23 protein-coding genes and 1 tRNA gene are annotated in these 22,103 nt (G+C 59.3%); 15 read left to right on the forward strand and 9 right to left on the reverse strand.

The annotated features are described in order from the left end of the window. Entirely contained in the window at positions 1 to 1,434 is a 1,434-nt protein-coding gene (locus CAF90_RS07935; RefSeq protein WP_007958006.1) for a M48 family metalloprotease, read from the reverse strand. A gap of 97 nt (positions 1,435 to 1,531) precedes the next feature. On the opposite strand from CAF90_RS07935, the gene CAF90_RS07940 reads away from it, so the two are divergent. Both CAF90_RS07940 and CAF90_RS07945 read left to right on the forward strand, forming a co-directional pair. Beyond that, on the forward strand, positions 1,532 to 1,771 hold the full coding sequence (locus CAF90_RS07940; protein WP_007958011.1) for a sulfurtransferase TusA family protein: 240 nt from the start codon (positions 1,532 to 1,534) through the stop codon (positions 1,769 to 1,771). Positions 1,772 to 1,803: 32 nt separating this feature from the next. After that, a complete protein-coding gene (locus CAF90_RS07945) occupies positions 1,804 to 2,874 on the forward strand; it encodes an AI-2E family transporter (RefSeq protein ID WP_007958012.1) in 1,071 nt (356 codons plus the stop codon). 34 nt (positions 2,875 to 2,908) lie between these two features. On the opposite strand, the gene CAF90_RS07950 is transcribed toward CAF90_RS07945, so the two are convergent. Both CAF90_RS07950 and CAF90_RS07955 read right to left on the reverse strand, forming a co-directional pair. Beyond that, positions 2,909 to 3,382 carry a peroxiredoxin gene (locus CAF90_RS07950; protein ID WP_085605558.1) on the reverse strand — a complete coding sequence of 158 codons (474 nt, stop codon included), beginning with the start codon at positions 3,380 to 3,382 and terminating at the stop codon, positions 2,909 to 2,911. A 10-nt stretch (positions 3,383 to 3,392) separates the two neighbouring features. Further along, positions 3,393 to 3,953, reverse strand: a complete 561-nt coding sequence (locus CAF90_RS07955) for a glycine cleavage system protein R (protein WP_007958014.1) — start codon at positions 3,951 to 3,953, stop codon at positions 3,393 to 3,395. 314 nt (positions 3,954 to 4,267) lie between these two features. On the opposite strand from CAF90_RS07955, the gene dapA reads away from it, so the two are divergent. From dapA to CAF90_RS29700, 6 genes are all read left to right on the forward strand, one after another. Further along, on the forward strand, positions 4,268 to 5,146 hold the full coding sequence (dapA, locus tag CAF90_RS07965; RefSeq protein WP_007958015.1) for a 4-hydroxy-tetrahydrodipicolinate synthase: 879 nt from the start codon (positions 4,268 to 4,270) through the stop codon (positions 5,144 to 5,146). 17 nt (positions 5,147 to 5,163) lie between these two features. Then, a complete protein-coding gene (gene bamC / locus CAF90_RS07970) occupies positions 5,164 to 6,279 on the forward strand; it encodes an outer membrane protein assembly factor BamC (RefSeq protein ID WP_085605562.1) in 1,116 nt (371 codons plus the stop codon). Positions 6,280 to 6,283: 4 nt separating this feature from the next. Continuing rightward, a complete protein-coding gene (locus tag CAF90_RS07975) occupies positions 6,284 to 7,042 on the forward strand; it encodes an MBL fold metallo-hydrolase (protein ID WP_085605564.1) in 759 nt (252 codons plus the stop codon). A gap of 28 nt (positions 7,043 to 7,070) precedes the next feature. Next, positions 7,071 to 7,784, forward strand: a complete 714-nt coding sequence (purC, locus tag CAF90_RS07980) for a phosphoribosylaminoimidazolesuccinocarboxamide synthase (protein WP_007958019.1) — start codon at positions 7,071 to 7,073, stop codon at positions 7,782 to 7,784. Positions 7,785 to 7,867: 83 nt separating this feature from the next. Next, positions 7,868 to 7,957: transfer RNA gene (locus tag CAF90_RS07985), tRNA-Ser, on the forward strand. A 733-nt stretch (positions 7,958 to 8,690) separates the two neighbouring features. Further along, a complete protein-coding gene (locus tag CAF90_RS29700) occupies positions 8,691 to 8,819 on the forward strand; it encodes a hypothetical protein (protein ID WP_256578467.1) in 129 nt (42 codons plus the stop codon). Positions 8,820 to 8,897: 78 nt separating this feature from the next. On the opposite strand, the gene CAF90_RS08000 is transcribed toward CAF90_RS29700, so the two are convergent. Both CAF90_RS08000 and CAF90_RS08005 read right to left on the reverse strand, forming a co-directional pair. Then, a complete protein-coding gene (locus tag CAF90_RS08000) occupies positions 8,898 to 9,794 on the reverse strand; it encodes a DUF2950 domain-containing protein (RefSeq protein ID WP_085605568.1) in 897 nt (298 codons plus the stop codon). Continuing rightward, positions 9,791 to 11,191 (reverse strand): DUF3300 domain-containing protein, encoded by a 1,401-nt coding sequence (locus tag CAF90_RS08005; RefSeq protein ID WP_085605570.1) that lies wholly within the window; start codon positions 11,189 to 11,191, stop codon positions 9,791 to 9,793. Before CAF90_RS08005 ends, CAF90_RS08000 begins: the two co-directional genes overlap by 4 nt. 257 nt (positions 11,192 to 11,448) lie before the next feature. Here CAF90_RS08005 and ppk2 point away from each other — a divergent pair, with 257 nt between their 5' ends. Next, positions 11,449 to 12,273, forward strand: coding sequence for a polyphosphate kinase 2 (ppk2, locus tag CAF90_RS08010; protein ID WP_039772662.1), 825 nt, complete (start codon positions 11,449 to 11,451; stop codon positions 12,271 to 12,273). A gap of 170 nt (positions 12,274 to 12,443) precedes the next feature. Here ppk2 and CAF90_RS08015 read toward each other — a convergent pair whose 3' ends face one another. Both CAF90_RS08015 and CAF90_RS08020 read right to left on the reverse strand, forming a co-directional pair. Next, positions 12,444 to 13,205: a hypothetical protein gene (locus tag CAF90_RS08015; protein WP_085605572.1), complete on the reverse strand. Its 762-nt coding sequence runs from the start codon at positions 13,203 to 13,205 to the stop codon at positions 12,444 to 12,446. Positions 13,206 to 13,446: 241 nt separating this feature from the next. Beyond that, positions 13,447 to 13,638: a DUF1508 domain-containing protein gene (locus CAF90_RS08020; RefSeq protein ID WP_007958030.1), complete on the reverse strand. Its 192-nt coding sequence runs from the start codon at positions 13,636 to 13,638 to the stop codon at positions 13,447 to 13,449. A gap of 277 nt (positions 13,639 to 13,915) precedes the next feature. On the opposite strand from CAF90_RS08020, the gene CAF90_RS08025 reads away from it, so the two are divergent. The 6 genes from CAF90_RS08025 to CAF90_RS08050 all read left to right on the forward strand — a co-directional run bounded on the left by CAF90_RS08025 (position 13,916) and on the right by CAF90_RS08050 (position 19,496). Further along, positions 13,916 to 14,884 carry a glycosyltransferase family 2 protein gene (locus CAF90_RS08025; RefSeq protein WP_085605574.1) on the forward strand — a complete coding sequence of 323 codons (969 nt, stop codon included), beginning with the start codon at positions 13,916 to 13,918 and terminating at the stop codon, positions 14,882 to 14,884. 3 nt (positions 14,885 to 14,887) lie between these two features. Then, positions 14,888 to 15,598, forward strand: a complete 711-nt coding sequence (locus CAF90_RS08030; protein WP_085605576.1) for a bifunctional 2-polyprenyl-6-hydroxyphenol methylase/3-demethylubiquinol 3-O-methyltransferase UbiG — start codon at positions 14,888 to 14,890, stop codon at positions 15,596 to 15,598. Further along, on the forward strand, positions 15,595 to 15,981 hold the full coding sequence (locus tag CAF90_RS08035; RefSeq protein WP_085605578.1) for a GtrA family protein: 387 nt from the start codon (positions 15,595 to 15,597) through the stop codon (positions 15,979 to 15,981). The genes CAF90_RS08030 and CAF90_RS08035 overlap by 4 nt, the downstream gene beginning before the upstream one ends. Continuing rightward, a complete protein-coding gene (locus tag CAF90_RS08040; RefSeq protein ID WP_085605580.1) occupies positions 15,978 to 18,074 on the forward strand; it encodes a DUF6311 domain-containing protein in 2,097 nt (698 codons plus the stop codon). Before CAF90_RS08035 ends, CAF90_RS08040 begins: the two co-directional genes overlap by 4 nt. A 72-nt stretch (positions 18,075 to 18,146) precedes the next feature. Beyond that, positions 18,147 to 19,073 carry a LysR substrate-binding domain-containing protein gene (locus CAF90_RS08045; protein ID WP_045121852.1) on the forward strand — a complete coding sequence of 309 codons (927 nt, stop codon included), beginning with the start codon at positions 18,147 to 18,149 and terminating at the stop codon, positions 19,071 to 19,073. Positions 19,074 to 19,130: 57 nt separating this feature from the next. After that, a complete protein-coding gene (locus CAF90_RS08050) occupies positions 19,131 to 19,496 on the forward strand; it encodes a 5-carboxymethyl-2-hydroxymuconate Delta-isomerase (protein ID WP_085605582.1) in 366 nt (121 codons plus the stop codon). 3 nt (positions 19,497 to 19,499) lie between these two features. On the opposite strand, the gene CAF90_RS08055 is transcribed toward CAF90_RS08050, so the two are convergent. Together CAF90_RS08055 and CAF90_RS08060 are read right to left on the reverse strand one after the other, a co-directional pair. Then, positions 19,500 to 20,435, reverse strand: coding sequence for a LysR family transcriptional regulator (locus CAF90_RS08055; RefSeq protein WP_085605584.1), 936 nt, complete (start codon positions 20,433 to 20,435; stop codon positions 19,500 to 19,502). Between the two features lie 209 nt (positions 20,436 to 20,644). Then, positions 20,645 to 21,829, reverse strand: a complete 1,185-nt coding sequence (locus CAF90_RS08060; protein WP_085605586.1) for a cyanate transporter — start codon at positions 21,827 to 21,829, stop codon at positions 20,645 to 20,647. Positions 21,830 to 22,103 lie beyond the last annotated feature (274 nt).

Consider the following 22,103-nt stretch of genomic DNA (forward strand, 5'->3'; position numbering starts at 1 on the left):
CTAACCCATCATGTCCTTGACCATGCGCTCCTGCTCCATCAGTTCGCGTTGGCGAGCGTCTATACGAGAGGATAACGGGAAGTTGCTGCCAGCCTTGCGTTTGGCGAAGTCCAGTTGCTGGATCGCCTGGCGGTAATCGCCGACCAGCGCGAAATATTCGGCACGGGCTTGATGCAGGCCGATGATGTTGCCGGACAGTCCGCGAGTTTCTGCGACCTGATACCAGACATCCGGATCGTCCGGACGCGATTTCAACAAGCCTTCCAGCGCCTTCTCTGCATCGGCGGTGCGGTTCTGCTTCAGCAACAGATCGACGCGCACCTGATTCAGCGGGTAGTTGCCTGGGTACTGACTGAGCATCCGGTCAACCCGGGACTGGGCATCAGCCAGCTTATTGTTGGTGATGTCCAGATCGACCTGCGCCAGGTTGTAAATGATCTCGTTCGGCGATTTGGCCAGCAGTTGCGTGAGATTCTCCCGTGCTTCATTCAACTGACCGCCCTTGATCTGAGCGATCGCCAGACCGTAACGGGCCACGTCGTTTTTCGGGTTCTCATCCAGTTGCGCGCGGAAACGCTTGGCGCCAAGGCCCGGCGTTTCTTCATAGGTCAACTGCACCCGCGCGCGGATCAGTTGATAGCGCTTGCTGTCTTCAATGCCACCGGGTTTAGCCTGTTCAGCGCGGTTACGGGTGTCGGCGATACGCGATTCGGTGACCGGGTGAGTCAGCAGGAATTCCGGCGGCTTGGCGTCGAAACGATACTGGCGCATCAAACGCTCGAACATGGTCGGCATCGAGCGCGGATCGTAGCCTGCCTTCTCCAGGTTGAGGATGCCGATGCGATCGGCCTCCTGCTCGTTCTGACGCGAGAAGCGCCGTTGCTCCTGGATGGCCGCCGCTTGGGTGCCGGCAATCGCCGCGATGCCAGCGTCGCCCGCGCCGGCAGCGGCGATCACGATGCCGGCCAGCAGCGCCGCCATCATCGGCACCTGCATCCGCTGCGAGGCCTCGACGCCACGGGCGAAGTGGCGTTGGGACAAGTGAGCCAGTTCGTGAGCCAGTACCGAGGCATATTCGCCCTCGGTCTGCGCATTGAGGAACAAGCCGCCGTTGACCCCGACAATCCCGCCCGGTGCCGCGAAGGCGTTGAGTTGCGGGCTGTTGATCAGGATGAATTCAAGACGTCGGTCATTGACCTGGCTGGTTTCCACCAGCTTGTAGACGCTGGACTCGACGTAATCCTTGAGCTGTGGATCGTTGAGCTGCGAAACCTGGCTGCGCAGCAATGCCAGCCAGGCGCGACCCAATTGATATTCCTGTTGTGGCGAGACGATGGCAGAGCTGGCGTCACCGAGTGACGGCAGGTCGTCGGCGAAGCCCGGTGAGGCGAGCAGGCAAGCGAGCGTCAGCAGGGTAGGGCGCAGAAATGTCATGCACAAAGCCTTAGTCGACAAAGACCTTACTGTAGCCGGACACCGGGCCTGCGACCAGATATTCTAGGCAGCCTGACCACCTGATCCGGAGTGACGCATGACCGACGCTGTAGCCCACGACTGTGAACTGGACGCCAGTGGCCTGAATTGTCCGTTGCCGTTGCTCAAGGCCAAAATGGAGCTGAACAAGCTGCCCAGTGGCGCGGTACTCAAGGTGATTGCCACGGATGCCGGCTCGCAACGCGACTTTCGCACCTTTGCCAAATTGGCCGGTCATACGCTGCTGCGTGAAGAAGACGAGGCGGGTGTCTACCGTTACTGGCTGAAAAAAGCCTGAAACCGACCGCGTAAATGACCTAAGGAAAATTGATGTTCAAAGTGTTGCGCGACTGGATTCAGCGCTACTTCTCCGATGAGGAAGCGGTGGTGCTGGCGGTTTTGTTGTTTCTCGCCTTCACCGCAGTGCTGACGCTTGGCGGAATGCTCGCGCCGGTGCTGGCCGGGATGGTGCTGGCGTACCTGATGCAGGGGCTGGTGGTCACGCTCGAACGTCTGCGCGTGCCCGGTGGGGCGGCGGTCGGTCTGGTGTTTGCGCTGTTCATGGGCGTGCTGATGGTGTTCATCGTCGTGGTGCTGCCTTTGCTCTGGCATCAGTTGATCACCCTGTTCAACGAATTGCCGGGGATGCTCGCCAAGTGGCAATCGCTGCTGTTGTTGCTGCCCGAGCGCTATCCGCACCTGGTCTCCGACGAGCAGGTGCTGCAAGCGATCGAAGCAGCGCGGGGCGAGATCGGCAAGTTCGGCCAGTGGGCGCTTACGTTCTCGTTGTCGAGCCTGCCGCTGCTGGTAAATATCATGATCTACCTGGTGCTGGTGCCGATCCTGGTGTTCTTCTTCCTCAAGGATCGGGCAATGATCGGCGAGTGGGTGCGCGGCTATTTGCCGCGTGAGCGGGCGCTGATCACCCGGGTCGCCGAAGAAATGAACCGGCAGATCGCCAACTACATTCGCGGCAAGGTCATCGAGATCGTGATCTGTGGTGGCGTGACTTACATCGCATTTGTCGCGCTGGGACTCAACTACGCGGCGCTGCTGGCTCTGTTGGTTGGCGTGTCGGTGGTGGTGCCGTATGTCGGAGCGGTGGTGGTGACCGTGCCGGTGCTGCTGATTGCGCTGTTCCAGTGGGGCTGGAGCGATCAGTTCATCTATCTGATGGCGGTCTACGGAATCATTCAGACTTTGGACGGCAACGTGCTGGTGCCGTTGCTGTTCTCCGAAGCGGTCAATCTGCACCCGGTGGCAATCATCTGCGCGGTGCTGTTGTTCGGCGGGTTGTGGGGATTCTGGGGCGTGTTCTTCGCGATTCCGCTGGCGACGCTGTTCAAGGCTGTACTTGATGCGTGGCCGCGCAAGGAACCGGTGGTAGCGCCGTTGCTTTGAGAATGAATCGGCGCCCGCAAGGGCGCCGACAGCATTAGGCCTTGTTCAGCGCCTGAGCAGCAGCCAGCACTGCATCGACATGTCCTGGCACTTTCACACCGCGCCATTCCTGACGCAGTACACCGTTTGTGTCGATCAGGAACGTGCTGCGATCAACGCCCAGGTATTCCTTGCCGTAGAGCTTTTTCAGCTTGATCACGTCGAACAGCTGGCAGACGGCTTCGTCCTTGTCGCTGATCAGCTCGAACGGAAACTCCTGCTTGCACTTGAAGTTCTCGTGGGACTTCAGGCTGTCGCGGGAGATGCCGAAGATTTCCGTGTTGGCAGCCTTGAATGCTGCGTATTGATCGCGAAATCCCTGGCCTTCGGTCGTGCAGCCCGGGGTGCTGTCCTTCGGGTAGAAGTAGATCACCACTTGCTTGCCCTTGAGGGCCGACAGGCTGACAGTCTGCCCGCTGGTGGCAGGTGCTTCGAAATCCGTAACCGGTTGGTCGATGACAACGGCCATGAAAGCTTCCTTACATTGGGTTCTGTGGGCGCCACGGTTCGATCAGTGCATCCAGGTTCATGGCGTCGGCGAAATCCAGGAACTGGTCGCGCAGCCAGCTGATCTGGGTGCCGGCCGGCAGGGTCACGGTGAACGTGGCGTTGAGCATGGTGCCGCCGGTCTGCGGTGCCTGATAGGTATCGCACGTCAGGTTTTCCAGCTCGACGTTGTGATCCATGAAGAACTGGCACAGCTCGTTGATGATGTCCGGGCGGTACGCCGAAGACACGTAAGCCACGTACGGCAGGGCTTGCGGACGGTTTTCCAGGGCGGCGCTGCGCACCACGTTGACGGTGAACGCATGACGCTTGGCCAGCACGGGCAGGCTGCCTTCCAGGCGGGCCAGGGCGTCCCAGCTGCCCGAAACTTCGAGCACCAGCGCGCTGCACTCGCCGTGGCGGGTCAGGCGCGAAGTGACGACCGCACAGCGGTTTTCATGGCTGGCGCGGCACAGGACGTTGGTCAGCTCCATGGGATTGGCGCCGAGGGCACTGATGACAAGGAATTGTTCGCGAACTGTGGGGGTGGACATGCAGCATTCCTAAAGCGATGAGCGGTCGGTAGGGAGAGAGGCGTTGATTGCCGGGGCAATGACTGTCCGGAAGGCCCGATTCGTGTGGCGTTACGGCTCCATGAACAAGGAAGCGTACGGCAACGACACTGGAACGGGGCCCGGGAGGCCGAAACGGGAGACTGGAACCCGGCGTACAAGCTGATCAGTACCGATCAAAGTCTGAAGGGTAGCGAAAAGCGGCGCCAAGGGGAATGGCGGCACAGTACTTCGCTTGTGCAAGCATCTTGGCGCCAGTACCATTACCGCTCTCTTTTTCCGGCAGGAGCGGTTTCATGATTGCGGGCAGTATGGTGGCACTGGTCACACCCATGGATGCACAAGGGCGTCTTGACTGGGACAGCCTCAGCAAACTCGTGGACTTCCATCTCAAGAACGGCACTCATGCCATTGTCGCGGTCGGCACCACCGGCGAGTCGGCAACCCTTGATGTAGAAGAACACATCGCCGTCATCAAAGCCGTGGTCAAACAGGTTGCCGGTCGCATTCCGGTGATCGCCGGTACCGGCGCCAACTCGACCCGCGAAGCTGTCGAGCTGACCCGCAATGCCAAAGAAGCCGGCGCCGATGCCTGCCTGCTGGTAGTCCCGTACTACAACAAGCCGACCCAGGAAGGCCTGTACCAGCACTTCAAGCACATCGCCGAAGCGGTCGACATCCCGCAGATTCTCTACAACGTTCCCGGCCGCACCTCCTGCGACATGCAGGCCGAGACCGTGATCCGCCTGTCCACCGTGCCGAACATCATCGGCATCAAGGAAGCGACCGGCGACCTGAAACGCGCCAAGGCGATCATCGACGGCGTGAGCAAGGACTTCATCGTGCTGTCCGGCGATGATCCGACCGCAGTCGAGCTGATTCTGCTGGGCGGCAAGGGCAACATCTCCGTCACCGCCAACGTCGCCCCGCGCGAAATGGCCGACCTGTGCGAGGCCGCGCTCAAGGGCGACGCCGAGACCGCACGGGCCATCAACGAAAAACTGATGCCGCTGCACAAGGACCTGTTCATCGAAGCCAACCCGATTCCGGTGAAGTGGGCTTTGGTCGAAATGGGCCTGATGCACCAAGGCATCCGCCTGCCGCTGACCTGGCTGAGCGCTCCTTGTCATGAAACGCTGCGCTCGGCCCTGCGCCAGTGCAACGTCCTGGTTTAATTGAGGAAGTACAACGCATGAAGCGAATGGCCGGACTTTCCGCACTTGCCTTGATTATCTCCAGCACCAGTGGCTGCGGATGGATCTGGGGCCCGGAAGGTTATTTCCGTGACCGTGGTAGCGATTACCTGGAAGCGCAACAGACTGCACCGATGCAACTGCCACCGGATGTCAGCACCTCCAAGCGCCTGGATCCGCTGCTGCCGATCCCGCGCAACGTGGCCGACGACACCGCCAGGGGTGAATACATCGTTCCGCGTCCTCAACCGCTGTCGACCGTTGCCGACGCCAGCGACTACTCGCTGCAGAAGAGCGGTGATTCGCGTTGGGTCATGGCCCAGCACCCACCGGCCGAAGTCTGGCCAGTGGCGGTGCAGTACTTCCAGGACAACGGTTTCCGTCTGGATGAACAGCGCCCGCAAACCGGCGAATTCACCACCACCTGGCAGCATTCCGACGAACTGTCCGCCGCGATGGCCAAGCGCCTGAGCGCCGCCGGCGTCAGCACCGACAGCGAAACCCGCGTGCGGGTGCGCATCGAGCCGGGCGTGCAGCGCAACACCAGTGAAGTCTATGTGGTCAGCGCCGAGCGTCCTGCCGGCAGCACCGCCAATGTCGATTTCACCAACCGCTCGGTCAACACTGGCCTGGACGCTGCGCTGGTCGACGACATGCTCGCGAGCATGAGCCGTACCTCCGAGAAGGGTGGTTCGGTGTCGATGCTGGCTTCGCGTGATTTCGATACCCCGAGCCGTGTCAGCCTGAGCGAAGACGGCAGCGGTAACCCGGTACTGAACGTCGGTACGGACCTGGATCGTGCCTGGTCGAGCGTCGGTCGTGCGCTGGAACAGGGCGAATGGCGCGTTGAAGACATCAACCGCAGCCTGGGTCTCTACTACATCAACTTGTCCGAGAAGGCCGAGAAGAAAGACGAGAAGCCTGGTTTCTTCAGCAGCCTGTTCGGCAGCGCGCCGACCAAGGAAGAAGTTGAAGCCCGCGCCGAGCGCTATCAGGTTCGCCTGAGCAAGGTCGGCGAGAACGTGCAGGTGACCGTCGAGAAAAACATCAACACCGTTGCGCCGGCCGATGTGGCCCGCAAAGTGTTGAGCGTGATTCAGGACAACCTGGGCTGATCCAATGCGTTTTGCCGTTCTCGGCAGCGGTAGCCAAGGGAACGGCACGCTGATCGCCAGTGCTGATACGTATGTGCTGGTGGATTGTGGTTTTTCCCTGCGGGAAACCGAAAAACGCCTGTTGCGCCTGGGTGTGAACCCGGCGCAACTGAGCGCGATACTCGTAACCCACGAACATGCCGACCACGTGCATGGCGTGGGTTTGCTGTCTCGGCGCTACAATCTGCCTGTCTACCTCAGTCGCGGCACACTGCGCGGGATGCGCAAACCGATTGAACCTGCCGGTTTCGTGACCGGTGGCGAGCAACTGCAGATCGGTGCTCTGAACATCGGGGTCATTGCCGTGGCCCATGATGCGCAGGAACCGACCCAGTACGTATTCAGTGACGGTGAGCGGCGCTTCGGCCTGCTGACTGACCTGGGCTCTTACTGCGAGCGGGTGCTGGACGGCTATCGGGACCTCGATGCGTTGATGATCGAGTCCAACCATTGTCGCGACATGCTGGCCCGTGGTCATTACCCGTACTTTCTCAAGCAGCGGGTGGGCGGCGAGCTGGGACATTTGAACAACCATCAGGCGGCATTCCTGGTGGCCGAGTTGGGCTGGCAAGGCCTGCAACACCTGATCCTGGCCCATCTGAGCAGCAAGAACAACCTGCCGCAACTGGCCCGGCAATGTTTTGTCGACACCCTCGGGTGCGACCCGGACTGGCTGCAACTGGCCGATCAAGATTCAGGGCTCGACTGGCGCCACATCGCCTAGCCCATCTACTTAGCAAGCGGAGCCCATCATGGAAAAACGTGAAGAACTCTACCGCGGCAAAGCCAAATCGGTTTACAAGACCGACGACGCTGACCGCTTGATCCTGCTGTTTCGCAACGACACTTCGGCGTTCGACGGCAAGCGCATCGAGCAGCTCGACCGCAAAGGCATGGTGAACAACAAGTTCAACGCCTTCATCATGCAGAAACTCGAAGCGGCCGGCATTCCGACCCAATTCGACAAGCTGCTGGCCGACAACGAAGTGCTGGTGAAAAAACTCGACATGATCCCGGTCGAGTGCGTCGTGCGTAACTACGCCGCCGGCAGCCTGGTCAAGCGTCTGGGCGTCGAGGAGGGCATGAAGCTCAACCCGTACACCTTCGAACTGTTCCTGAAGGACGACGCCAAGGGCGACCCGTTCATCAACGAATCCCACGTCGTGGCGTTCGGCTGGGGCACCGCCGAGCAACTGGCGCGTATGAAAGAACTGTCGCTCAAGGTCAACGAAGTCCTGAGCAAACTGTTCGACGACGCAGGCCTCTTGCTGGTGGACTTCAAACTTGAATTCGGCGTGTTCAGCGACGGCTCCATCGTCCTGGGCGACGAGTTCAGCCCGGACGGCTGCCGTCTGTGGGACAAGGACACCAAGAAGAAGATGGACAAGGACCGCTTCCGCCAGGGCCTCGGTGACGTCATCGAAGCCTACGAAGAAGTCGCCAACCGTCTGGGCGTACCGCTTTAATCGACGCAAGCATCTGATAGCACGGAGAAATTTTCGAAAGAGGGTTTGCTTTCGGTAAAAGTGTTGTTATGATGCGCGCCGTTGGAGAGATGCCAGAGTGGCCGAATGGGACGGATTCGAAATCCGTTGTACCTTCACCGGTACCTAGGGTTCGAATCCCTATCTCTCCGCCATACATAGAAAAAGCCCCGTAGCTGAAAAGCTACGGGGCTTTTTCGTTTCTGAGGATTTTTTACCTGGATCGTCTATTTACGCATCAGAACTGGATCTCTAGCTCAATTCTGATTGGTAAAAACTTAGCGATCCAGTCATACGCGCCCTCTGGGAGATAACCCTACCTTGGCGTGATCCATTCCAGAGAGGTTGAGTTGGCGCCGATAGCGCCAAGACCCTTTGTCGCCTGAGCTTTCGAAGTGATTCCATTGAGCTATCATCGTTGGAAAAATGGAGGGCTGTATGAAAAAGGTTTTTTCTGTAGCGGTCATAGCAATCACCGTGGCGCTATCAGGGAATGTTCACGCACGCGGGAGCGGCTTCGGCAGTCATTCCTCGTTCAAGTCCAGCTACTCCTACGGAAGTCGTTCCGACCATTCGGTTAGTGGATATACGCGAAGCAATGGAACGTATGTTCGCCCCTCTCATGCTACAAACCCAGACTCCACCAGGAATAATAACTACAGCACCAAAGGTAATGTGAATCCGTACACAGGGAAGTTCGGCACTAAACCTCGTGATGGCATGTAGTTATGAGGCTGCCAGAGAAGGCATTTTATTCAATTATCCTATTTGTTTTGATGCAGGAGAGCACGCCAACTCTCGCCGCTACATTTGATGGCTACGAATGCACGGATGATTGCTCAGGACATCAGGCCGGTTATGAATGGGCCGAGGAAAAGGGAATTTACGATGAAAAATTCCTGTAGTACCCCATCTGAGTCCTTTAACGAAGGCTGTCAGTCGTTTATCGAAGGAGGCGCAGGCGTTGTTTCAACGGACGATGATGATGGTGATGAAGAAAGCGACGATGACGAATGACCGCTCACCAAAACGGCCCCGTAGATGAAAATCTACGGGGCTTTTTCGTTTCCGATCCAGCGCAATTCGCTACCCCAGCTACTTCTCCCCCAAATCCACCACCTCCCAACTATCATCCGGATCAAACCGCGTCATCGCCTTCGCCACTTTCTCCCCATCCGGCCCGAGATCCTTCTGAAACACCTGGCCTTCATGGCTGATCATGAAGCTCATCACCCCGGTGTCGTCATACTTCGCTGGCCAGGCGATCAAGGCGAACCCGCGACTCATCTTGTCTCCAATCAGATAGCTGTAAGCGCCGCCCGGGGCTGACGGGCCTTGGGCGTCGAGGATGCGGAAGTGGTAGCCGTGCCAGTCTTCATCGTTGATGGCCTGGCCGAAGGCGGGTCCGAGAGGGCTGATCTGGTTGCTGTCGTCTTCTGGCCAATAGAGTCCGTCGTGCTTGCCGGGGGAACTGAAGATTTTCTGTGCGTATTCGAGGGCGCCGTCGCCGTCGCGGTCTTCCGAGGCGTAGTCCATTTGCGCGTCGTGGTAGGCCAGCGCCGATTGCACTGCCGCCAGTTCGTTACGACCGATGCGACGGGCGCGGATTTCGACCTGGGCGGCTTTTATGTCGAAGCGCCAGCCGGTTTTGTCTTTGATGAGCGGGATGGGCAACGTCCAGTGATCGGGCCCGACGGAGAGCACGGCCTTGCTGTCGCCGGTCTTTTCCAGGGTGTGCTGTTCGCGGTATTGCTGCAGGAAGGCATCGACATCGCTGCGCTGTACGCCTTCGCGGGGAATGAAGCTGTGCCATTCCTCGCCCAGCAATTCGGTCAGGCGTTTTTGATCGGCGTGTTGCGTACCGAGGGCTTCGACGAAGGCTTCAGCGGCTTTTTCCGGGGTTGGAAACACTTGCTGGGCCGAGGCGAAGGTCGAGAATGCGAGGCCGGCAGCGAGGGGCAGGCAGTTCCTGAGCAGAGAATGAATGTTCATCGACGGCCACCTCCTCTCTGACGCATGCCCCCGCCAGATGGCCGGCTGATCTGATGTCCGGCGGCGCGTGAGGTGTTGGGACGTTGCGCGGAAATCTGGCTGGCCCGGCCGCGATCAGCCTGGACGCGGGTCTGTGACGGAGAGCGCGCGCCGGCAAAGGCGTTGTTTCGCGCACTGCCCGCGGCGGGTCGGGCTTGGGACGCACGGTTGTCACGTTGATTGGCGCCCGGCTGGCGCGCCTCCCGGGTGTTGGCTTGAGCGCGGTCGGCGGCTCTGGGTCTGTCCGCGCCGCCTTGCATGCGATTGCCGACATTGGCGGATTGCGCTTCGCGGGCTTGATTGCGGGCTTCCCGATTGCTGGTGGCAGGGCGTTCGAAACCGGCCCTGTCCATCGAACTGCGCGCCCGTTCCCGGGCCTGCGCCCGCTGCGCGTTGTCGCCGCGATAGGCGTCACGCTGAGCCGCACCGTCCAGCTGCCGGCCATACTGGGCGCGGCTGCGGTTGTCACGATAGGGCACGCCATCGCGATGCACGGTGTTGTGCTGCCATTTGTTCTGGTTGTTGGTGATCCGGTTGTTGGCGTTGATGTTGTTGTAACGGTTCACATCGATGTCGATGTCGTTATGGCCCCAATCGCAGTTACCCCACAACGACGCAACGACCGCCACGCCCGTGCCGAAGGCCAGTCCGGCCACCAGTGCCTGACCCGGGTAGTAAGCGGGCGGCGGCGGGTAATACACCGGCGGCGAGGCCGGATAAGGCCAGGTGCCGTAAGTGGTGGTCGGGTTATAGGTCGGGACGTAGACCACCTGCGGATCGGCAGGCTGAATGATGATGGTCGTGTTGTCGGCCGGCTTGGTTGTCCCGGCAGAGATGGGCGGTGTTACGTTTTGCACGGTCACATTCTGATATTGATTGCTCTGCAGATTGCCCGCCGCCTGGGCCTGACGCCGCAAGCGCTGAACGCCGGCCATGAGTTCGTCAGGCTGGGCCAGAAAGGCATCCCCCAGACGTTGCATCCAGACCGGGTCCTGCCCCAGAGTCGCCAAGACCTGCGGAAACGCCACCAACGCCTGCACGCTCGGATCCCACGTCTGGCTGGCTACCTGCTTGACCGCGTCATCGCCCTTGGCGTCCGGATGAGCCTTGGACCAGGTCACGGCTTCGGCGACTTCTCCCGGATAGGTGGTGGCCATCAGTACTTGAGCAAGCAGTGGGTCGGGATACAGGGCAATCGACGCGAGCATCTGGTCGAGCTGCTCCGTGGTAAACACGGCATCTTTGGCCGGAGCGGTGGCCGCCGCCGGGGCTGCAGGCGCATCGGCGGCCTGCAACAAGAGCGGTGCAGCGCTCAAGGCGAGCATGAGCGACGCGGCACGCAAGAGCGAACTGTGCATGACCTCTTCCCCACATCCAGATGGCAGGTTTGCAACACGCGAGGCATCAACGGCCGACATCGGACGCTGCGCCGTGATGGAGAATGGTTGGCGATTGGCGTTCCGTCAAAAACTGCACAGGTTTTTTCGCAATAAGCACGTTGCCTGAGCGTTACCGCCCGTTTGCTTGCGTTTTGCGATAAATGACTAAACTTTCCGGTTCCAGGTCATGCAGTGCCAACGAGCCTGGCTGTCGCTCCAACCCGAGAGGTCTGGTCATGGCAAAGGGAAAGAAGAAAGACTCGCCCCGAGAAAAACCTGACGAACATACAAAACTGTCAAACAAGGACTACCTTGCCGAGTTGCGCCGCCTGCATATCGAACTGGTGAAAATGCAGGAATGGGTGAAGGCCGAAGGCATCAAGATCTGCATCATCTTCGAAGGCCGTGACGGTGCGGGCAAGGGTGGCACCATCAAGGCGCTGACCGAGCGGGTCAGCCCGCGAGTCTTTCGCGTCATCGCGTTGCCGGCCCCGACCGATCGCGAGAAGAGCCAGATGTACATGCAGCGCTATCTGCCCCATTTGCCGGCGGCCGGCGAAGTGGTGATCTTCGATCGCAGTTGGTACAACCGGGCCGGCGTCGAGCGGGTGATGGGTTTTTGCACGGACAAACAGGTCGACAAGTTTCTCAAGACCGTGCCGCTTGTGGAGCGCGCAGTCGTCGGTTCGGGAGTTATCCTGCTCAAGTACTGGCTGAATGTCAGCCAGGAAGAACAGACCCGGCGTCTGGAGGCGCGCATTGTCGACGGGCGCAAGATCTGGAAGCTGTCGCCGATGGACCTCAAGTCCTACAGCCGCTGGTATGACTACTCCCGGGCACGGGACGACATGATCGAAGCGACCGACACCGATTACGCACCGTGGCTGGTGGCCAACTCGAACGACAAGCGTCGGGCGCGGCTCAATATCATCTCTGACCTGCTCAGTCGCATCCCCTATAAAGAGGTGCCGCGAGAGAAGGTGACATTGCCCAAGCGGCAGAAACCGGGGGGATACAAGGAGTCGGATTATCCGTTCCGGCATATACCTGAGAGATTCTGAGGGGGTACTGGCTCACGCCATTTCCGCCGGCAGTTAAAAGCCTCGTCGTTGAAAAACTACGAGGCTTTTACGTAAATCGGTGCAGGTATCTGGAAAGTTGTTTTAGGCAAAAGAGATAGGGTGGGGGCGAAATCTCGTTTGGTATCGTTTTGGAGCGACGTCAGGCCAGGCTAGCGCATGTCAACTTCACTGAACTTCAGTGTGAGGGATTCATCATTCGAATCATTGAAGACGAGCTTGATAGCAGGTGTTTTGTTCAGCTTGCTATTGCTCTGCTGGAAAATCAGCGTGACCCGAGTAGGGACATTGCGGATTAACTGAAATCTCAGCCAGTAGCGATCTTCCACCTGACCAACCCGAATCGATTCAAACTTTAGTGGGCCTCCTGATTCGTCGAACAGGCGCGTGCTGTCATCAAAGCGGAAGCTGCGGTCCACATTCAAGTTCGTCAAATCGAAGGTGCATGTGGGCAATCTGCCGATATTTTCGCAACCAACAAGCTCAAAACGAACATTGTCCAAAACTTCCATGCGCTTGCCGAGCAGGTTGCTACCTTCGTTCTCTACGATTTTTGCCTGTAGTTTTGCAAACTCGAATGAGGGTTTTGCGTACTCGGTTCCCAAGATGAAGAACCCAAATGACACGCCGGAAATTATGACGAACTGCAAGCAGCCTCTCAGCAGCGGTGTGTAGTTGCGAATTTGCCATCCAATGGAAACTGCACCCAAGAACATGAAGGTGCTGACAAGCAATACCACGTTCTTCCAGCTGATGAAACTGAACCCGAATACGCTTGGATCTGGCACTACGTAGGTAATCAGTGCCCACATGGCACCTAACAAAACACCGAGCCCGGCCATGCCTCGCGTGATCAGAGATGTGAGCTTCTGGGTACGAGAGAGAGGAACCGGTAAATCCTGATGGGAGAGCAAAGTTACGAACTCCTTGTTTCGTAGCCTGATCATGTGTCCGTGATGGTGAATGTCGGGCCGATTGGAGAAGAATCCCTCGTATCAGGGAATCATGGATTGTGGCAGCTTGCCATTATCCATCTGCAGTGATCCGGGTAAAGCCTGATTCCGCTTGAATTGATCGTAACCGGGATCAACTGATTGCTTTGCGGGCGGGCATTTCAATTGAATGCTGCCTATGGGCATAGGCAGCATTTTTACCTCAGATCTCCTTGACCGGGGTCTCTCCCTGCACACCTTTGATCAGCTCGATCACATGCAGACAATCCGCCTTGTTCACATACGATTCGCCACTGGCGACCGTCTCGTGATTCCCCGCCCTTAATCTCCAGCGCCATTGGCCCTTGCCGGTGCTCGGGGTGCCTTTGGATTGCCTGTAAATCTCGAAATACATTCAGTTCGCTCCATGCGATTTATGTGCGACAACCTGTGTGACGCCTCGACGCAAGCCTAGCGGAGCGCGGATTTTTGGCTATCGGGGATTTGTTTCCAATCGTTCGTGGATGTTTCTGAAAGGCGCGGGCCAGAGCGCAGGGATCGTCCTTTGGATTGGCCGGAACGCCGTCGTTTCACCCTTGCATGACATTTCGGGCTGCTGCTTAATACGGTGCGGCTCATGGCGTCGAACAGCGTTCGGCGACCGACAATCACTATAAAAAAAGAGCAGTCCATTGACCCATCCGAATGGAACGCAGCACGCGGGCCCGGTGAAGTTGTCGCTGGTGATTCCCGTGTTCAACGAAGAGGACAGCCTCGACGGTTTTCTCCTGCGTATTCGTCAGGTGTTCGAGGGTGATTCCCGGATCAGCCTCGAACTGGTGTTCGTCAACGACGGCAGTTCCGATACGACGCTGGAACGTCTCCTGAACTGCCAGCAGAGCGACTCACGCATCCGCATCGTTGATCTGAGCCGCAATTTCGGCAAGGAAGCGGCGCTGTCCGCCGGTTTGCAGATCGCCACCGGGCAGATCGTGGTGCCGATCGACGTTGATCTGCAGGACCCGCCCGAGGTGATTCTGCAAATGATCGAGCGCTGGCGCGATGGTTTTGAAGTGGTGCTTGGCCACCGCATCAGTCGGCGCAGCGACTCCTGGGCCAAGCAGACTTCCGCCAGCTGGTTCTATCGCCTGCACAACAGAATTGCCGAACAGTCATTGCCGGAAAACGTCGGTGATTTCCGGCTGATGGATCGCTGCGTGGTCGACGCGCTGCTGACGCTGCCCGAATCCCGACGCTTCATGAAAGGCCTGTTCGCCTGGGTTGGATTTCGCACCACGCAAGTCGAATACGAGCGCCCGGAGCGGGCAGCGGGGCAGACTAAATTCAATGGCTGGCGACTGTGGAACTTTGCGCTGGAAGGCATCACCAGTTTCAGCACCGAGCCGCTGCGGATCTGGACATATCTGGGAGCGATGGTGTCGCTGGTGTCGTTCGCCTTTGCCATGTTCATCGTGGTGCGCACGCTGTTGTACGGTGTCGATCTGCCCGGTTATGCGTCGCTGATGGTGGCCGTGACATTCCTCGGTGGACTGCAACTGATCGGCATTGGCGTACTCGGTGAATACCTGGGGCGCACTTACATTGAAGCCAAGCGCCGACCGGTCTTTCTGGTACGCCGCGTTTACGATCCCAAGGACTGACCGATGGACCTCAAGGAAACCGACATCCTCGGCGACAGCATCGGCGAGCATTGGTATTACTGCTCCAAAGCGGCCGCCACCCGGCGCTTGCTGGGTGAAGCGCCGATCAAGCGAATTCTCGATGTCGGTGCCGGTTCAGGTTTCTTTTCCCACCATTTATTGACCCACACGGCGGCACGCGAAGCGTGGTGCGTGGACATCAGTTACCCGGCCGACTCCAGCGCCACCACCGCCGGAAAGCCGGTGCATTACCGTCGTTCCATCGACAGCGTGGACGCGGATCTGGTGTTGCTGATGGATGTGCTGGAACACGTTGATGACGACCTCGGCCTGCTCAAGTCGTACGTCGACAAAGTGCCGTCCGGCAGCCGTTTTTTGATGACCGTGCCGGCGTTCCAGTTCATGTGGAGCGGGCACGATGATTTTCTCGAACACAAACGTCGTTACACCCTGGGGCAATTCGAAGCTCTGGCGGGTAACGCCGGATTGAAGGTAGAGCGGGGCGCCTATTACTTCGGAGCGGTTTTCCCGATTGCGCTGGCATCGCGCCTGATACCCGGCGGCACTCGGGGTTCGACACCGCGTTCGCAGCTGAAAAAACATCATCCGCTGGTCAATACGCTGCTGAAAACCCTGTGCAGTCTCGAGCTGCCGTTGATGGGCATGAATCGCCTCGCCGGTTTGAGCGTGTTCGTGCTGGCGCGCAAACCGTGACGTCCGCCGAAAAGTCCGCATTGATCCAGCGCGGTCTGCGTTTCGCCGTGACCGGATTGTTCGTCACCGCGCTGCATGCGCTGGTGGCGGTGCTGTTCATCAACTTCGTCAGCCACCAGCCGCCCCTGGCCAACGGCGTGGCCTTTGCCGTGGCGACGGTGGTGTCTTACGTGATCAACACCACCTGGAGTTTTTCAGCCCGACTGCACGGGAAAACCCTGCTGCGTTTCATGCTGGTTTCGGTGGGCGGTTTTCTGTTGGCGATGTTCGTGGCCTGGGCGGCACAGATGGCCGGGCTGCACTATCTCGCCGGAATCGTTGCCGTGGCGCTGACGATTCCGGCATTCACTTTCGTACTGCACAACTTCTGGACATATCGATGACGGATTCACGGGAGCACCCGGCACTTTCCCTGCTGCCATTGTTCTTGGGTGTTCTGGTGTTTTTTCTGGTGGTCGGACCGCAAGCGCTGAACCCGCAGAACATTGCCTGGCTGGAACAGGGCGATCCGGCCACGCATTATCTGGGCTGGGCGTTTTTCCGGCATGGGCCCTGGACATTCCCGCTCGGGCTCAATCCGTCCTACGGCCTGGAACTGGGCAGCGCGATCATTTTTTCCGACTCCAATCCACTGCTCGCGCTGTTGTTCAAACCGTTCAGTGGCTGGTTGCCGGAGACCTTCCAGTATTTCGGTTTGTGGCTGCTGGCCTGTTGTGTCTTGCAAGCCTGGTTTGGCTGGAAACTGCTGGGGCTGATGACGCCCCATCCCTTGATTCGCCTTCTGGGTGCAGGATTGCTGGCGTTCTCGCCGGTGATGTTTTTTCGCCTTGTGGGGCACCTTTCCCTGGCGGGCCATTTCCTGATTCTGGCGGCGCTGTACCTGGCGTTGCTGACGGATCTGCAACGTCGTCGCCTGGCGTGGGGCACCTTGCTGGCGGTGACGGCCTGGGTGCACGCCTACCTGCTGGCCATGGTTGCGCTGATCTGGCTGGCGGACCTGCTGGGCAAGACATTCGGTCGGTCATTGACCCGGAGGCAAGGGCTGATCGAGGGCGGCGTGCTTTTCGCCATGGTGAGTGTGTGCTGCTGGCAGGCCGGTTACTTCAGCATTGCCGATGGCGCGGCAGCCAGTGGTTTTGGTTTGTACCGGATGAATCTGCTGTCGCCCGTCGACCCGGCAGGCTGGTCCCATCTTCTTCCCGGTCTGCCGAAAGAAGAGGGGGATTACGAAGGTTTCAACTACTTTGGCCTGGGTGTTCTGTTGCTGGTGCCGCTGGCTTTTTTGGCCTGGCTGCGAAACCGGCGACTCTTGAAGGATGAATTGCGTGCTCGTCCATGGCTGCTGGTGGCCATGCTCGGTTTATGGCTGTTCGCGCTGTCGAACCGAATAGGCATAGGCACGTTGACGTTCGAGTATCCGCTACCCGACCGAATCATCGTCCTGGCCAGTATTTTTCGCGCCTCGGGTCGGATGTTCTGGCCGGTGTTGTATGCCTGCGTCCTGACCATGATTTTTCTGGTGGTTCGCGGTTATCGGCCACGCATCGCCATCGGTCTGCTGGCCGTCGCATTGTTGATCCAGGTGGCCGACACCCGCGATGGCTGGATGGCCATCAGGCAGGGGAAAACGCTGACGCCGTCATCGTCCTGGAGCAGTCCGATGACGGATCCCTTCTGGGCCAGTGCTGCTGCGCGTTACGCCAATGTGCGCAGCCTGATGCCGCAGAATCAGAGCGATCGCTGGCAGATGATCGCCGGTTTCGCAGCGACCCACGGGATGAAAACCGATGCGGTGTATCTGGGACGCATGAGCACTTCGGCGCTGGCGCAAGCACAGCAGAAAGCACGCGCGATGCTCGAGTCGGGGCAGTACGACGCGGACTCTTTGTACCTTCTTGATGACGATGCTCTGGTCGATGCCGCACGGAGCATCAACAGTGAAACCGATCTGCTGACGCGCGTGGACGGGGTGGCGGTGCTGGCGCCGGGCTGGAAACGCTGCGGCGAATGCCTGCAGGTGCCTGATGAAGGGCAACAGATTTTGCTCGCGCCCCTCACTCGTCCAGGGCAAACGCTGACCTTCAATTATCGCAATCGGCAATTGGCCAAGGGTTGGTCGAGGCCGGAAAGCTGGGGGACATGGACAGAAGGGCGACAGGCGAAAATCCAATTGCGGGTGCAGCCGCCGGTGCGTTCGATCGTGATCGACGCGCTGGCTTTCATCTCGCCCGGGCACCCCGACCAGCGGGTGATCGTCAGTCTGAATGGCCAACAGGTACTGGATACCCGCTTGACGCAGTTTCAAGGCAATCGCCTGGAAATCCCGATCAGCGCCGCGCTCAACCAGCGCCTCGGGAACGATGACCGGCTCGATATCGAATTGCAGCTGCCGGATGCCGTCAGCCCTCGGCAGCTGGGTATCAACGACGATTCGCGGATCATGGGCCTGGGGCTGAAGACGTTGACGGTGCAATGACGCACCGTTTCGATGGACGCCGCCCCCACGGCCTTTCTACACTGCCGCAATCTGGGGATCGGGGGGCAATGGATGAACCGCAATGAACTTCGCAAGGCCGACATCAACCTGATGGTGGTGTTCGAGACCTTGATGCTCGAACGCAACGTGACGCGAGCCGCCGAGAAGCTGTTTCTCGGCCAGCCGACCATCAGCTCGGCGCTCAACCGTTTGCGCACCATGCTTAACGATCCGTTGTTCATTCGCGTCGGCCATCGCATGGAGCCGACCGCCCGCGCCGAAGACATTTATCGCCACCTGAAACCCGCGCTCGACTCGCTGTCGGTGGCGCTCAGCCTGACCCGGGATTTCGATCCCGCCGTCAGCACCATGACCTTTCGCATCGGTCTGTCGGATGACGTCGAATTCGGTCTTTTACCGCCGCTGTTGCGCGCCTTGCGCCAGGAAGCACCGAGCGTGGTCTTCGTGGTGCAACACGTCGATTACTGGCGGATTCCCGATCTTCTGGCGGCGGGCGACATCACCGTCGGCATCAGCCAGACCCGCGGCTTGCCGGCCAATGCCAAGCGCAAGCTATTGCGACACATCCAACCGAGCATCCTGCGTGCCGACAAGTCCGACACGCCGCTGACCCTCGACGAATATTGCGCACGGCCCCATGTGCTGGTTTCCCACACTGCCAATGTCAGTGGCTACGCCGATGAATGGCTGGCGGACATCGGTCGTACCCGTCAGGTGGTGTTGTCGGTGCCGCAGTACAGTTCGTTGCCAGCGCTGCTGGCCGGCACTGACCTGATTGCCAGCCTGCCGGATTACACCGCCGACGCCATGGCCGCTTCCGGGTTCTTGTTCAAGGAGCCGTTTCCGTTCAAGACCCCGACCCTCGACCTGTCGATGGTCTGGCTCAGCCACGTCGACAGCGACCCGGCCGAGCGCTGGTTGCGTTCGCGGCTGGAGCAGTTCATGAGTGAGCGTCCGGTGATGTCGTCGCTGGCGTGAGTCAGGCGTTGCTGTGTTATATGTACGACCTTTCCGCCGAACCACTGGAGCACCGAGATGCCACACCTGCACCTGGAATACACCGCCAACCTGCCGCAACTGAACGCCGACGTGGCGTTGATCCGGCTCAACAACACGCTGGTGGGTTCCGGTCAGTTCGCGGCGGAATTCGATATCAAGAGCCGTGCGCTCAAGGTTGAAACCTTCAAGGTCGGCACCGCCATGAACGAGCGCGCCTTTGTCGCGGTGAGGTTGGCGCTGCTCAGCGGGCGTTCGCCGGAGATCAAGAAGCAGCTCTCGCAGAGCCTGTTGGCGGTGTTGCAGGATCTGTGCGAATGGCCGGCCGGGGTCGAGGTGCAGTTGAGTGTGGAACTGCTCGACATCGACCGCGAGTCCTACAACAAGACCGCCATCGGCGTGTAAGACTCAGGCCGCTTCCAGCTCCGCGCAGGTCTTGATGACCTGCTCGCGCAGCCAGAGGTTGGCGCTGTCCTGATCGACGTTGTGGCTCCACTGCATGTCAAGGGTGAAACCCGGCAAGCCGTTCGGCGCCTCGCAGTGATTGAACACGGCGTCGTTGGTCAGCAAACGCTGGATCCGCCGGGGCAGGGTCAGGATGAAATCGGTGCCGGTGATCATCTTCAACGCCGCGCTGTAGCTGTTGGAACGGGCGACGATCTGGCGTTTCTGCGCCTGCCGCGCCAGCCAGCCATCGACCATGTTGGTGGTCGACGTCCACGGTGTCGGGAACACATGCCGGCGTTCGGTGAAAGCTTGCAGGCTCAGGCGCGGCTCCAGCGGCGTGGCGCGTTTGTCGAAGACGCAGACCAGGTCATCTTCCAGCAGCATCCGTGATTTCAGGTCGGCGTGGCTGCGATGGAAGTGCGGGCCGAAGCAGATCACCAGATCGAGGCTGCCGTCGCGCAATTCTTCGACCGGCACGTCGGTTTCGAACTTGTGCATGTTGACCATCACCGGCAAGTCATCGAAGTCAAAGCGCTTCAACATCCGTGGCAGGATCAGTTGCTCGAAGTATTCCGGGGCGCAGATGTTGAAGGTCACCGGTTGCGCCATCGGATCGAAAGTCGGAGCGCCGGCGTGGCAGAGGTTGATGCTTTCGAGGATTTTCTGCACATGGCCGTACATGCTGCTGGCCTTGTAGGTCGGGCGCATGCCCGTGCGGGTGTTGACGAACAAATCGTCTTCGAAGCTGGTGCGCAGTTTTTTCAGGCAGTAACTGACGGTGGACTGGCTGACGAACAGCGCCTCCGACACGTCGGTGACGCTGCTTTGCTCATACACGGCGACAAACACCATGAGATCCTGCATGTCGAGCTTTCTAAGCAAGTTACTGTTCAGCATCCGTTCTGTCTCGCTGTGCTCCTTGCGCCGAATCCGCGCAAACGTGTGCGCATGATCGTAACGGAACGATGGTGCCAGGAGAAAGCCCTGTAGGACTTTTCACGGTCAGTTGTGGGACAGAAAGTTTTAGTAACACGACGTACACAATCAAACCCGGAAAAGCTGGCCAGAAGCCTTTATCCAGACGGGTCGGCCTGCCATTCGCCCGATCAACCCATGTGCCGGGCGTAATATCGTGGGTTGAAGCGCAGCACCATCAGCAGCATGAGCGCCATCACTGCCGTCAGTGACCACCAGGCCCACTCGAAGCTGCCCAGTTGATCGCGAACTGCGCCGGCCATCAGGGGCGATAGTCCGGCAATCAGGTAGCCGATGCCTTGTACGAAGGCTGTGAGCCCGCCGGCACGTTGCGGTTCGTCGAGATGATCGAGGGATACGATCAGGCTCATCGGGAACAGTCCGCCAATGCCTAGTCCGAGCAGGCAGGGCCACAGCAGGCTCAGGTGCTGAGGGCTGAGGATCAGACCCAGAAATCCGGCGATGATCAGGCCGAGCAGGGTGCCGAGCACCAGGCGTCGGTCACGGCTGCGATTGGCGATGGCGGGCACTACCAGCCCGGAAATCACCTCCATGGCGGTCAGAAAACCCAGCATCAGGCCGGCGTTTTGTTCGCTCCAGCCCTTTTCCACGTAGTACGGCGCCAGCCAGGCGAGCACGCAGGTGTAGGACGCAGTGCCGAGACCGAAGAAGATCGCGAGCAGCCAGGCGCGGGAATTCGTGAAGAAGGATTCTTTTCTGATAACAGATCGGGTGACGTCCGGTGACGTAGTTCGGGTTGCCCACCACACAGGAATGGCGAGCAATGCCAAAACTGCCCAGACGGCCAGTCCCGCCCGCCAGTTGCCGGTCTGCATCAGCACCCACGGAGCGAACGAAGCGGCCAGCGCCGCGCCGCCCATGATCGAAGTGACGTAAAGGCCCATGCACAGCGCCACGTTGTCGGGAAACCGCGATTTGATCAGCGCGGGCATCAAGGCCTGGATCAGTGCAATGCCGATCCCGGCCAGCACGGCGCTGGCGATCAATCCGCCCGCCGAATCGAGAAACAGCCGCGACAGCGTCGCCCCGCCAATGATCAACAACGACAGCAGCACCGTGCGCTGTTCACCGAGGCGCTGACTGACCGCCATACCGAAAGACATCGCCAGCCCCATCGCCATCACCGGCAGCAGGGTCAGCAACGCTGCGAGACTGAAACTCAGCGCCATATCGCCGCGAATGGCCGAGAGCAAGGGCCCGACCGCCGCCATCGACGGGCGCAGGTTGAGGGCGACCAGGATGATGCCGAGCATCAGCCAGACAGCGGGGCGGGCAGTGGCGCGTACGTTTTCCATCTTCAGACCTTTGAACCAGAGGCGGTCGATTAGGCGGGCAGGCGAGCGGGGCGGCAAAATCAGAAAGTCGGGAGCGCTATCGAGAAATTCGATACGGCACCTCGTCGCCCGCGACTGAACCACAGCTGAACCATTCTCAAATACTCCGAAACTTTCATGGTTATTTCATGGGCCAACTAATCGTTGGCTTCTTTTTCACAAAAAATTGATGGTTGCCTGCTTAAAGTTTGTGTGGTCTGAGTCAATGAAATTTTCACAATTGACGACGGCACTT

The organism is Pseudomonas sp. B37(2017), from assembly GCF_002112885.1.
GTDB classification, from domain to species: Bacteria; Pseudomonadota; Gammaproteobacteria; order Pseudomonadales; family Pseudomonadaceae; genus Aquipseudomonas; species Aquipseudomonas paraglycinae.